The organism is Pseudomonas sp. G11, from assembly GCF_029457515.1.
In the GTDB taxonomy this organism is placed as follows: Bacteria; Pseudomonadota; Gammaproteobacteria; order Pseudomonadales; family Pseudomonadaceae; genus Aquipseudomonas; species Aquipseudomonas gorinensis.
Genome location: NZ_CP120377.1, coordinates 3,406,247 through 3,419,424 on the forward strand (window position 1 = coordinate 3,406,247; position 13,178 = coordinate 3,419,424).

General features: G+C 61.8%; 9 protein-coding genes. 8 read left to right on the forward strand and 1 reads right to left on the reverse strand.

The genetic code is table 11. The annotated features are described in order from the left end of the window. Positions 1 to 33 precede the first annotated feature (33 nt). The 7 genes from praB to P2T68_RS15735 all read left to right on the forward strand — a co-directional run bounded on the left by praB (position 34) and on the right by P2T68_RS15735 (position 10,492). A complete protein-coding gene (praB, locus tag P2T68_RS15705; RefSeq protein WP_024075932.1) occupies positions 34 to 546 on the forward strand; it encodes an alkane oxidation protein activator PraB in 513 nt (170 codons plus the stop codon). Positions 547 to 746: 200 nt separating this feature from the next. After that, the gene (locus P2T68_RS15710) at positions 747 to 2,180 is read left to right on the forward strand and encodes an outer membrane protein transport protein (RefSeq protein ID WP_024075931.1); all 1,434 of its coding nucleotides are present in this window, start codon (positions 747 to 749) and stop codon (positions 2,178 to 2,180) included. Positions 2,181 to 2,462: 282 nt separating this feature from the next. Then, entirely contained in the window at positions 2,463 to 4,988 is a 2,526-nt protein-coding gene (locus P2T68_RS15715) for an acyl-CoA dehydrogenase (protein WP_069076358.1), read from the forward strand. 235 nt (positions 4,989 to 5,223) lie between these two features. Further along, on the forward strand, positions 5,224 to 6,567 hold the full coding sequence (locus P2T68_RS15720; RefSeq protein WP_102625099.1) for a 3-oxoacyl-ACP reductase: 1,344 nt from the start codon (positions 5,224 to 5,226) through the stop codon (positions 6,565 to 6,567). A 4-nt stretch (positions 6,568 to 6,571) separates the two neighbouring features. Further along, positions 6,572 to 7,462: a MaoC/PaaZ C-terminal domain-containing protein gene (locus tag P2T68_RS15725; RefSeq protein WP_069076360.1), complete on the forward strand. Its 891-nt coding sequence runs from the start codon at positions 6,572 to 6,574 to the stop codon at positions 7,460 to 7,462. Then, positions 7,459 to 8,757 carry an acetyl-CoA C-acetyltransferase gene (locus tag P2T68_RS15730; RefSeq protein ID WP_069076361.1) on the forward strand — a complete coding sequence of 433 codons (1,299 nt, stop codon included), beginning with the start codon at positions 7,459 to 7,461 and terminating at the stop codon, positions 8,755 to 8,757. Before P2T68_RS15725 ends, P2T68_RS15730 begins: the two co-directional genes overlap by 4 nt. A gap of 31 nt (positions 8,758 to 8,788) precedes the next feature. Then, complete coding sequence (locus P2T68_RS15735; protein WP_024075926.1) at positions 8,789 to 10,492, forward strand: AMP-binding protein; 1,704 nt, start codon at positions 8,789 to 8,791, stop codon at positions 10,490 to 10,492. A 210-nt stretch (positions 10,493 to 10,702) separates the two neighbouring features. On the opposite strand, the gene P2T68_RS15740 is transcribed toward P2T68_RS15735, so the two are convergent. Further along, complete coding sequence (locus P2T68_RS15740) at positions 10,703 to 11,818, reverse strand: Gfo/Idh/MocA family oxidoreductase (RefSeq protein ID WP_168233607.1); 1,116 nt, start codon at positions 11,816 to 11,818, stop codon at positions 10,703 to 10,705. 309 nt (positions 11,819 to 12,127) lie between these two features. Between P2T68_RS15740 and P2T68_RS15745 the strand changes: the two genes are divergently transcribed. Further along, positions 12,128 to 13,168, forward strand: coding sequence for a YCF48-related protein (locus P2T68_RS15745; RefSeq protein ID WP_069081340.1), 1,041 nt, complete (start codon positions 12,128 to 12,130; stop codon positions 13,166 to 13,168). Positions 13,169 to 13,178 lie beyond the last annotated feature (10 nt).

Genomic DNA, 13,178 nt, shown 5'->3' on the forward strand with positions numbered 1-13,178 from the left:
AAATGAATTCGCCATAACATGTGAGGAAAAACAATGAAAAGCTTGAAAACCCTCGTTTGTGTAACGTCTTTTGCTCTCAGTTTCGGTGCAGCATCGATGGCCAGTGCGGCATCGATCGTTCCGAATGGACCGTTCACCAACTTGACCGGCACCATTACCGTACTTTCGCCTTCTTCGTCCGCCCCTGTTACTTGCACCCTTACTGCGAGCGGCACTGTTGCAGGTGGTGTGGCGACTATTTCAAGCGCTAGTTTCACTGGCGGCATTCTGTGTCCACTGGCGCAACTGAAAAGTCTCCCTACCCCAGGTTGGGTGTTGACCGCTACTAGCCTCAGCGCCGGTACCCTGTCCAATGTGGGCTACGTGATCAATGGTGCTCCTCCGCTGATTCCTCGGTCGGACTGCGGCCCTACCAGCATTGCTGTGACCTGGAATCAATCCACCCACGTTCTTGGCGCAACCAATCAAACCCTGCTTGGTCAGGGAACCGGCAACTGCACTATTCAATCGCTGACTGTTAACGCACCAGGCCTGACCGTTCAATAACTCGTTGGGTTAGAACCAAGGGCTGATCACCCGCTGTAGGCAGGTGCCTCGAAAGGGGCACCTGTTTGAAGTAAATAAGGCGACACCCGTAGCATCTTAAAAACGTATCAGCGATATGACGCGCAGGTGCTTCCGCGAGTGCTTGGGTTTTTTAAGACGCTTCCGCAGAGTCGGCCGTTGATAATAATAAGGAGTGCCGCATGAACAATAAGAAACTACAAGTGCAGGTCGCACTGGGGCTGGCGTTGTTGGGTGGAATAGCGGTAACGGTGCCGGTTCAGGCCGGTGGTTTTGCTACTCCGACTGTAGGTGCCGCTGGTTGGGGGCGTGGGTTCGGTGGGGGATCGCTGTTCAAGGGTGATCCAAGTGCGGCTTACAACAACCCTGCGGCAATGGCGTTTATCGATCAAAGCGTTGCGCAGTTCACCATTGACTACGCTCGCATCAATATCAAATACAAAGGTCAGGCCTACGACCTCAATGGTAACCCTCTGGAAAAAACACCTTTGAACCCGGACGGGTCTTTTGGTACGCCTTATTCCCAAGGTGACGGCGGTGAGGGTGGTTTTACCGCCTGGCTGCCTACCGGTTTCATGGTTATACCGATCAATGATCGCTTTGCTTTCGGCCTGAGCCAAGTGGTGCCTCAGGGTATGCGCAGTACCTGGGACGAGGACTGGAAGGGGCGTGATTTTGCCGTCGACACCAAGATCGAAACGGTAGGGCTCACGGGCTCTCTATCGTTCAAGGTCACCGATCGGTTCTCTATTGGTGCAGGGGCAATCGTCCAGCACACTAAAGGCTTCGTCAGCCAGAACATTGACCTGCTGGGGGCGGCGGCCGCCTCGCCAGCGGGCATTCCTTTCCCGTCAGGCGTGGGCAACGCATTGATGCGAGTCAAGGTCGATAACACGTCCGTGGGCTGGTTCACAGGCGTCGTCTGGAAACCCACCGAACGTGACACCCTGGGTTTGAACTACCACGCGAAAATCAAGAACAAGATGGAGGGCAAATACAACATTCGGGCTGATGCTGCGTTGAAAAGCCTGATGACTGATCCTGCGTTGCCCGATGGCACGACACTGGTGGGGGTCCTGTACCCCGGCTTGAGATTGCAACCGGACGGCGCCAACGCCGAGACTCGGCTGGATATCCCGGCGAATGCTTCCTTTGACTGGGTGCATGAAGTCAATGAACGGTTGACCCTGGGCGTCAGTGCGACCTGGACCCAATGGTCATCCTTCAAGGCTCTTACGCTGACATCGGACGGTAACCTGATCGTATCGATTCCCTACAAGTATCGCGATGCCTGGCAGTACTCTTTCGGCGGCGATTACAAGCTCACTGACGACCTGACCTTGCGCAGCGGTGTGTCGTTTGACCAGACCCCCACACGCAACTCAACACGTGATCCGCGTATCCCCGACGGTGACCGGATCTTCGCTTCGCTTGGGTTCGGCTACAACGTAAGAGCCATTCCTGGTTTAAGTGTTGACGCGGCCTACTCGCGGCAGTTTGTACAGGAGGTCAACCTGAAGACACACAATCAAGACCGCCTGGGTGGCTCGCGACTTGATGGAAAATCCGAGGGCAAGGGCGAAGTGGTCAGTGTGTCAGCGACCTATCGGTTCTGACCTAAACGGTGTGACGGCGTCATGAGGTAGTTGGCGCATCCGGCTGCCTCTTCATGTTGTCACTTATCGACGGGTCGCCCATGCGACCCGTTGCGATTTCCTGATGAACAAACCTGAGAGGCTGATCCATTCATCCGCCATTTTTTTTGCCTATACATTAAATAAAAATTTCAAAACAAAATTTGAATTTGTCTTTCCGAGTTTGTAGTGTGGCGTTACGCCGCAGCTCATTTCGATCTGCACCCACGTTTGCCACGCCCTGAATCGAGTCGAGGTATCTCCATGGTTATCTGGTTATTGGTGGGTTTCGCAGCCGCGATTGCCCTGGCGTATCGACAAGCCGCCGCCACCCTGTGGTTGGGCGCTGGCCTGGTCTGGCTGGCGGCGGGTTACCTGTTCAATGTGGTCGCCGCTTTCGGCACCACCGTCGCGGCGGTGCTGGTGGTGGTGCCGGCATTCCTGATGACGATCAAACCCCTGCGCCGTACCCTGTTGACCAGCAAGGCCCTGGGCCTGTTTCGTACGATCATGCCGGCGATGTCCGACACCGAACGCGCGGCGATCGAGTCCGGCACCGTGTGGTGGGACGCCGAGCTGTTCAGCGGCAAGCCCAACTGGCAGCGCCTGTTGCAAGCCGCGCCAGCCAGCTTGAGTGCCGAGGAGCAAGCCTTCCTCGACAATGAAGTCGAAACCCTTTGCGACATCGCCAACGACTGGGAAACCACCCAGGTCTGGCAGGACATGTCCCCCGAAGGCTGGCAGTACACCAAGGACGCCGGCTTCCTCGGCATGATCATTCCCAAGCAGTACGGCGGCAAAGGTTTCTCTCACTATGCGCACTCGCAAGTGGTGATGAAGCTGTCGACGCGCTGCTCGGCGGCGGCGATTTCGGTGATGGTGCCCAACTCCCTGGGCCCGGCGGAGTTGCTGCTGCACTACGGTACCGATGCCCAGCGCAATTACTACCTGCCGCGCCTGGCCCGGGGTGAAGATATCCCGTGCTTCGCGCTCACCAGCCCCTATGCCGGTTCCGACGCGGGGGCGATCCCGGACCTGGGCATTGTCTGCAAGGGCCTGCATGAGGGGGAAGAAGTACTGGGTTTCAACGTGACCTGGGACAAGCGCTACATCACCCTGGGGCCCATCGCCACTGTGCTCGGCCTGGCGTTTCGCGCCGAGGACCCGGACGGTTTGCTCGGCGCGCCCGGTTCACTCGGCATCACCTGCGCGCTGATCCCGACTTCCCATCCCGGCGTCAACAGTGGGCGCCGTCACTGGCCGTTGAATGCGGTGTTCCAGAACGGTCCTACCACCGGCAAGGATGTTTTCATTCCTTTGGAGTGGGTCATCGGCGGCCGCGAGCAAGTCGGCAACGGCTGGCGCATGTTGATGGAGTGCCTGGCCGCCGGCCGGGCGATTTCGCTGCCATCGGCCAACGTCGGCCTGGGCAAGGTCGCGGTGCGCGGTACCACCGCGTATGCGGCGATGCGTAAACAGTTCGGCCTGCCCATCGGCAAGTTCGAAGGCGTGCAGGCGCCGCTGGCGCGCATGGCCGGGCATTTGTATGCCTGCGATGCGGTGCGCAAGGTCTCGGTGGCCTCTCTGGACGCGGGCGAGAAACCCTCGGTGATCTCGGCCATCGCCAAGTACCACGTCACCGAGCGCGCGCGGATGATCGTCAACGACGGCATGGATATCGTCGCTGGCAAAGGCATTTGCATGGGCCCGAATAATTTCCTGGCGCGTGCCTACCAGCAAAGCCCCATCGCCATCACGGTGGAGGGCGCGAACATCATGACGCGTTGCCTGATCATCTTTGGCCAGGGCTTGATCCGTTGCCATCCCTACGTGTTCCGCGAGATGGAAGCGGCGCGCAACCCGGATCGGCGCAAGGCGTTGGAAGACTTTGACCGCGCGATGTTTGGCCATGTGAGTTTTGTGCTGGCTAACACGGTACGCGCGGCGGTGAATGCGCTGACGGGCGGCCGGCTGATTTCCGTGCCAGCCAAGACCGACCCGGCGCTGGCGTCCTATTACCGCCAGGCTAATCGGCTGTCGGTGGTGCTGGCATTGATTTCGGATATTTCCATGGGCGTGCTGGGCGGGGCGCTCAAGCGCAAGGAAAGTATCACCGGGCGCCTGGGCGATATCCTGTCGCAGTTGTACATCCTGTCCTGCGTGCTCAAGCGTTTTGAGGACGATGGACGGCCCCAGGCGGACCTGCCGCTGGTGCATTGGTCGGCCCAGGACGCCTTGTTGCGCGCCCATGAAGCCCTGGCCGAAGTGCTGGATAATTACCCATCGAAAGCGGCTGCTGCGGTGCTGCGAGGCTTGACGTTCCCGTTCGGTATCCCGCTGCGCAAACCCTCGGATCACTTGCTGGCCCAGGTCGCCGATGTGGTGCAGACCTCCGGCGAAACCCGCGACCGTTTGTTGGCCAATTCCTACATCCCACGTCCGGAAATCGACAAGCTGGCCTACGGCGAACTCGGCTTCCGCCTGTTGCCGCAGGTGGAATTGATCGACGCTCGACTCAAGCCGGCGATCAAGCAAGGCCTGCTCGAACCGATGCCGATTTCCGCCACGGCCTTTACCGCCTGGCGCGTCAAGGCGCGGGCGCTGGACCTGATCAGCGCTGACGAAGACGCCTTGCTGGCGCGCTATGTGGAATATGCCGACCACGCGATCCAGGTGGATGACTTCCCCCAGGACTTCGGTTTGCTGGAGGCGTTGCAGCAGCGCAGGCAGGCGTTGGAGCCGGCGCCCAAGCGGCGCAGCAGCCAAAGCGAAAACGCCTCGGTCAATTAGGGCAAACCCGGTCAATGTGGGTGGGGGCTGGGTCCAATGCCAGTCAGTTAAGGTTTTTTGTAGGAGCGAGCTTGCTCGCGAAGAACGTCTAAGCAACGCGTTCATTCTGGATAAACGTGGTGGTCCTGAGTTCTTCGCGAGCAAGCTCGCTCCTACATGACTGGCATTAGGGCTTGCCCCCTCCCACATTGGATCGGGTTTACAAGGTCAGAATGTGTTGTGAGTGAATGCGGATATGAGTGACAGCTACCTATCGTTCGTCAATTCCCCCTGGGGCCGGCGCCTGGCCCAGGCGGTGGGCTTGCCTCAGCCCGTGCCGTTGCAGCGCCATCGCAGCGGCCAGCCAGGCCTGGCCAACCCGGTGATCGTCGCCGGGGCAGGGCGGCTTTCCACGCGAGTGCAACAGGTTTTCAGCGCCACCGACACGGTCACCGCCGCGCCGGCGACGCTCAAGGCGCCGTCCACGGTCAAGGTGCAGGGCGCAGTGTTCGATGCCAGCGCTGTGGTCGACCTGAAACAGTTGGATGAGCTGTACGAATTCTTCCACGCCAACGCCAAACGCCTCGGCCAGCACGGTCGGGTGGTGGTGTTGGGCACGGCGCCCGAACACTGCGCGAATCTGCCCCAGGCCATCGCCCAGCGTGCCCTCGAAGGGCTGGTGCGGTCGCTGGCCAAGGAGCTGCGCCGCGCGATCACGGTGCAATTGCTCTATGTGGCGCCAGGTGCGGAGGACGCACTGGACAGCAGCCTGCGTTTCTTCCTGTCGCGCCGCTCGGCCTACGTCTCCGGGCAGGTGGTGCGCCTGGAAAAACCGGTGGACGGCCACCCCAGCGTCAACTGGGATAAACCCTTTGCCGGCCGACGCGCGCTGGTTACCGGGGCTTCCCGTGGCATCGGCCTGGCGATTGCCCAGGTACTGGCCCGCGACGGCGCCCACGTGGTCTGCGTGGACGTGCCCCAGGCACAGGAGTCGTTGCAGCAAGCGGCCGCCAGCGTCGGCGGTTCGGCGTTGCCGTTGGACATCACCAGTGCGGATGCAGGGGCGTTGTTGCAGGCCCATGTCAGTCAGTACGGCGCCTTCGACGTGGTCGTCCACAACGCTGGGATCACCCGCGACAAGACCATCGCCAAGATGACCGAAGCGGCCTGGCGCAGCGTGCTGGCGGTCAACCTGGAAGCGCCGCTGAACCTGAGCAACGCCTTGTTGGAAAACCAGGGGCTGAACCCCGGTGGGCGCATCGTGTGTGTGTCGTCGATCTCCGGGATTGCCGGCAATCTCGGGCAAAGCAACTACGCCACCTCCAAGGCCGGCGTGATCGGCCTGGTACAGGGCCTGGCCCCGAGAGCGGCAGCGCAGCAGATCACGGTCAACGCGGTGGCGCCCGGTTTTATCGAAACACAGATGACCGCGAAGATCCCGCTGATGATCCGCGAAGCCGGGCGGCGCATGAATTCCCTGTCTCAGGGTGGGCAGCCGGTCGATGTGGCCGAAACCATCGCCTGGCTGGCCCATCCTGCCTCGGGTGGGGTCAATGGCCAGGTCGTCCGAGTGTGCGGCCAAAGCCTGCTGGGAGCCTGAGTCCATGGACTACATCACACAGATCATTGACCCACCGCCCTCGCGCACCCAGCTGTTGCTCGACGGCGTACGCGCCTTGCGCAAGCCCAAGCTCGACGGTGCGCCGCTGTTGCCCAACGAGCGTCTGGTGCGTTCGGCGGTGGCATTGTCTGGCGCCGACATCGACGCTTATGGGCGTGCTTGTGGGTTCCGGCGCGAGCAGGGGGTGCCGCTGTCGTACCCCCATGTGCTGGCGTTCCCCCTGCACCTGATGGTGTTGACCCGTCCGAGTTTCCCGTACCCGGCCAGCGGCATGGTGCACCTGGCCAACCGCATCCGGCAGCACCAGCGCCTGCATGAAGGCCAGGCGCTGCGCCTGGAAGTCTTTTGCGAACGCTGGGTGGCCCATGCCAAGGGCCAGGCGCTGAGCATCGCCACCCGCGCCTACAGCAACGGCGCCCTGGCGTGGGAAAGCGACAGCCTGTACCTGCGCCGCGAGGTCAAAGACCCGGTGGGCGAGCCGTGGGGTGACGCCCTGCCGTTGCAGGAAGAAGGCCTGCTGCGCACCCAGCGCTGGATGCTGCCCGCCGACCTGGGGCGGCGGTTTGCCAGGGTCTCGGGGGACTTCAACCCGATCCACACCTCACTGATCGGCGCCAGGCTCTTCGGCTTTCGTCGTGCCATCGCCCATGGCATGTGGACCCTCAGCCGTGCATTGGCCGCTCAACAACCGCCCGGTGGCCTGGATCAGGCCCAGGCCCATTGCGACTTCAAGCTGCCGATCTTTCTGCCCGGCCAGGTCGCCCTATGGCAACACCCCGTGAGCGGCCCGCGCCGCGAATTCGAAGTGCGCAATTTCGCCGGCGACAAACCGCATATGCGCGGGCTATTTGTCTGGAATGAGAACCCTACATGAGTGACTACAGCTTCAACCCGGCCCCGACCCGCCGCGTGGCGATCATCGGCGGCAACCGCATCCCGTTTGCCCGTTCCAACACGGTATACGCCCACGACAGCAACCAGGATCTGCTGGTGGCTGCGCTGCAAGGCCTGGTCGACCGCTACAACCTCCACGGCCAGCGCCTGGGCGAGTTCGCTGCCGGCGCGGTGATCAAGCATTCGCGGGATTTCAACCTCGCGCGTGAGTCGCTGCTGTCGACCACCTTGTCCCCGCAGACCCCGGCCTACGACGTGCAACAAGCCTGCGGTACCGGTCTGGAAGCGGCCTTGCTGGTGGCGAATAAAATCGCCCTCGGCCAGATCGAAGTCGGCATTGCCGGCGGCGCCGATACCACTTCCGACGCGCCCATCGGCATCAATGAGTCCCTGCGCCACACCTTGCTCGCGGCCAACCGTGCCAAGGGCATGGGCGACAAGTTGAAGGCGCTGCTGAAGGTGCGCCCGTCGATGTTTTTCAAGCCGCTGCTGCCGCGCAATGGCGAGCCGCGCACCGGCTTGTCCATGGGCGAGCATTGCGAAGAAATGGCCAAGCGCTGGCAGATCAAGCGCCTGGCCCAGGATGAGCTGACCCTCACCAGTCACCAACGCCTGGATGCCGCGTACAAACGCGGTTTCTTCGACGACCTGATCAGCCCCCATCGCGGCCTGGCGCGGGACAACAACCTGCGCGCCGACGCCAGCCTGGAGAAACTCGCCGGGCTGTCCCCGGCCTACGACCGCCAGAACGGCACTCTCACGGCGGGCAACTCCACGCCACTGACGGATGGCGCCTCGGTGGTGCTGTTGGCCAGCGAAGAATGGGCGGCAGCCAATGGCTGGCCGGTGTTGGCCTACCTGCGCACGGGCGAGACGGCGGCGGTGAATTTTGTCGACGGCACCGAAGGCTTGTTGATGGCGCCGGCCTATGCGGTGCCACGCATGCTCAAGCGCGAAGGCCTGAGCTTCGCCGACTTCGATTTCTTCGAGATCCACGAAGCCTTTGCCGCCCAGGTGCTGTGTACGCTCAAGGCCTGGGAGGACGCCGAGTATTGCCGCGAGCGTCTAGGCTTGGAGGCGCCACTGGGTGCCATCGACCGCGCCAAAATGAACGTCAACGGTGGCTCCCTGGGCTGCGGCCACCCGTTTGCCGCCACCGGAGGCCGGCAATTGGCGACCTTGGCCAAGGCCATCCATGAACGCGGGGGTGGACGCGGCCTGATTTCCATCTGCGCGGCGGGCGGGCTGGGCATTACCGCCATCGTCGAAAAGTAGCTCTATCAAAAACAACAACAAGGAGACTGCCATGAACGCTATCAGCCTGGAACAGACCGAACGGGTCTGGTTGAACGCTTACCTGCCCGGCGTCCCGGCGGACATCGATGCCGGTATCGAAGACTACCCATCGTTGCGCGAGGTGTTCCTGGAGCACCTGGAAAAATTCCGCGAGCGGGTCGCCTACGTCAGTATCGGCACGGAAATGACCTACGCCGACTGGCACGTGCAGGGCGTTGCGTTTGCCGCCTGGCTGCAAGGCCAGGGCGTCAAGAAGGGCGACCGCGTGGCGTTGATGATGCCCAACTGCTTGCAGTACCCGATCTGCCTGCTGGGCACCCTCCTGGCCGGCGCGGTGGTGGTCAACGTCAACCCGTTGTACACCGCCCATGAGCTCAAGCATTTGCTCAAGGACAGCGGCGCCGAAACCGTGGTGATCTTCGAAAACTTCGCCCACACCCTGGAAAAAGTCATCGCCGGCAGCAGCGTCAAGCGCGTGGTGGTGGCGGCCATCGGCGACTTGCTCGGCACCTTCAAGGGCGCGGCGATGAACTTCATCCTGCGCCGCGTGCAAAAGCAGGTGCCGGCGTTCAACCTGCGTGGCTCGGTGCGTTTCAACCAGGTACTTAAACAGGGGCGGGCGCTCAACCACTTCCCGGTCGCCATGGCGCTCGACGACCTGGCCTTCCTGCAATACACCGGCGGCACCACGGGGGATGCCAAGGGCGTGATGCTCAGCCACCGCAATATCATCGCCAACCTGCTGCAAGCCAAGGCCTGGGTCGGTGATCAACTCGACCAGGACAAGCAGGAAACCAACGTCACCCTGCTGCCGCTGTACCACATCTTTTCCCTGACGGTGAACTGCCTGATGTTCATGTGCCTGGGCGGGCGCAACATCCTCATTGCCAACCCCCGTGATGTGAAGCGGGTGCAGATGATCCTGCGCAAGGAGCGCTTCAATGGCATCGCCGGGGTCAATACGCTGTTCAACGGCCTGCTGGAGAATAAGGAGTTCTGCGCGCGGGACTTTTCCGACCTGCGCATGGTGATCGCGGGCGGCATGGCCACGCACACGGCGGTGGCCAAGCGCTGGAAGGAAGTCACCGGTCTGCCGATCATCGAAGGCTATGGCCTGACCGAATGCTCGCCGGTGGTGAGCATCAGCCCCATCGACATCTCACGCATGCGCGAGATGGAGTTCACCGGCAGCATCGGCGTGCCGCTGCCGTCGACCTGGGTACGCTTCATGCGGGAAGACGGCGAACTGGCCGATATCGGCGAACAAGGCGAACTGCAAGTGCGCGGTCCGCAGGTGATGCAGGGCTACTGGAAACGGCCGAACGAAACCGCCGAAGTGCTGGACGCCGAGGGGTGGTTGTCGACCGGTGATATCGGCGTGATGGATGAGCGCGGCTATATCCGCCTGGTGGACCGCAAGAAAGACATGATCCTGGTCTCGGGCTTCAACGTGTACCCCAATGAAATCGAGGATGTGGTGGCGTTGCACCCCGGCGTCGGCGAAGTCGCGGCGATCGGCGTGGAGGACGGCGTGACCGGCGAGAGGGTCAAGATCATCGTGGTACGCAAGGACCCGAACCTGACCCAGGAACAGCTCCTGGCCCATTGCCGGGAATACCTGACGGGCTACAAGGTGCCCAGGTATGTGGAGTTTCGCAGCACCGAGTTGCCCAAGACCACGGTGGGTAAAGTACTGCGCCGAGCGTTACGCTGATTCAAATGTGTGTACGTGATCTAGAAATGTGTAGGTGATCTAACAGGATGCAGGTGATCTAAAAGGATGTAGGTGATCTAACAGGATATAGGTGATCTAAATGTGGGAGGGGGCTTGCCCCCGATGGCGGAGTGTCAGCCCGTACAGTTTTAACTGATGCACCGCCATCGGGGGGCAATGTCGAATCGTCGCACCGCCCCTCCCACCTGCTCAAACCGTGCCCACTGTTACCCAGCGCTCTTCCTGGGCCGCCACGCGAATCGCCGTCGCCAACCGCTCCACTTCCCACGCCGCCTCAAAGTCAGTGCCGTCCGCCCCCTGGCCGGCCAGCGCCATCATCAACTCCTGCACCTCCAGCGTCTTCAGTTCGTTGTAGCCCAACTGATGCCCGGCAGCCGGGCTGAACGCCGCATAACCCGGCAGGGCAGGGCCTGCCAGCAAGCGCTGGAAACCGTCCTGGCCGGCACGGCACAGGCGCAGTTCATTCAAGCGCTCCTGATCGAACGCCAGGGTGCCCTTCGTGCCGCTGATCTCGAAACTCAGGTGGTTCTTGTAGCCATGCTTGAGCCAACTGCTGCTCACCGTGCCGCGTGCGCCGTTGGCGAAACGCAGCAGGGCGTGAATCTGGTCATCCACTGCGATGGCTTTCAATTCGGTACTGCCTTTGATCGCGGGGCGCCGGGTATGAACCGTCTGCGTATCGGCGCACACGCTGAGCACATCGCCGACCAGATAGCGCGCCATCGACAACAAGTGGCTACCCAGGTCCGCCAGGGCGCCACCGGCGTGTTCCACTTCGCAGCGCCATGACCAGGGTGATGCCGGGTCGGCCATGAAGTCTTCGCTGAACTCGCCCTGGAAACTGATGATCTCGCCAAGGTCGCCATTGGCGATCAACTGCCGCGCCAGGCCGATCATCGGGTTGTGCTGATAGTTGTAGCCGACCCGCGTCACCACCCCGGCCGCGCTTGCCGCACGGCGCATGGCATCGGCCTGTTGCAGGCTGACGGCCAGGGGTTTTTCGCAGTACACCGCCTTGCCTGCGGCAATCGCGGCCATGGCCATGGGGTAGTGCAGGTGGTTGGGGGTGGTGATGGCCACCACGTCCACCGACGGGTGGTTGACCAGCGTTTGCCAATCGCCATGGGCCCGGGCAAAGCCCCAGGCGCTGGCGCAACGCTGGGCGCGCTCAGTGTCGGCATCGGCCAGGGCGGCCAGTTTCAGGGTGACGGGCAGTTCAAATACCGCGCGGGCGTTGTTGAAGGCCAGGGCATGGGCACGCCCCATGAAGCCTGTGCCAATCAAGCCGATTCCGAGTTCGCGCATCGCCGTGGTCCTTTGGATTATTGTTTTCAGGAACACTATTAATGGAATAAAAATTCCCAAAATTCAAGATATGGAAAAATTAATTCATTAGGCGCGCGCTATCATTCCGGCTGATGTGGCTATATTCAGCACGTGGCCAAACGCCGTCAGTTAACAAAAGATAACGTAGCGCCGATTGTCAGACGATTCGAAAGCCCGATAGGATGGCCCCTGCTGCCTCCAGGCGCTCTAGATTGCAGGTTTCAGAGCCCAGGAAGGCAAGACGACCTAACAATAATAATGGGAGAAAGGTCTATGAGTGAGCCTGTCATGGGTTGGGTTGTTTGCCGCCCACGTGCCGCACGCAGGGTTGCGTTGCTGGCCACAGCGCTCTCGCTGTTTGGAGCCGTCGCGTTGCCGACCGCCGTCCAGGCCGCCAGCGATACCCCCGCCGCCGCGGTGTTTGCGATTGAATCCCCCAAGGCCGCCAAGGGCCTGATGATCGACGTGGTCCATGCCGGCAAGCGCCTGGTGGCGGTCGGTGATCGCGGGCATATCCTCTATTCCGATGACCAGGGCACTACCTGGACCCAAGCCAAAGTTCCCACCCGGCAACTGCTGACGGCGGTGTATTTCGTCGATGACCAGCACGGCTGGGCGGTCGGCCATGATGCGCAAGTCCTCGCCAGCACCGACGGCGGTGCCACCTGGAGCCAGCAATACCAGGACCTCAAGCGCGAAGCGCCGTTGCTCGACGTATGGTTCAAAGACGCCAGCCACGGCCTGGCCGTCGGTGCCTACGGTGCGCTGATCGAAACCACCGACGGCGGCAAGACCTGGAACGACGTCAGCGACCGCCTCGATAACGAAGACCAGTTTCACCTCAACGCCATCGCTTCTATCAAGGACGCCGGCCTGTTTATCGTGGGCGAGCAGGGCAGCATGTTCCGCTCCAGCGACGATGGCCAGACCTGGGAAAAACTCGAAGGCCCCTACGAGGGCTCGCTGTTTGGCGTGATCAGCACCGCTCAACCGCAGACCCTGCTGGCCTATGGTTTACGCGGCAACCTGTACCGCTCCACGGATTTCGGCAGCACCTGGGAGCAGGTCGAATTGAATGCCGCGCGCGGCGCCCTGGAGTTCGGCTTGTCGGGGGCGACCTTGCTCGATGACGGCTCATTGGTGGTGGTCGGCAACGGCGGCAGCGTGGTGGTCAGCCATGACGACGGCCAGACCTTCAGCGTATTCAACCGCCCGGACCGCATTTCGTTGTCGGCCGTCACGGCGGCAGGCAACGGCAACTTGATTCTGGTCGGGCAGGGTGGTGTTCGCGTCGCCACGCCCACCGGCGCCGAACCGACAAAACAATAAGAAGGCGGGG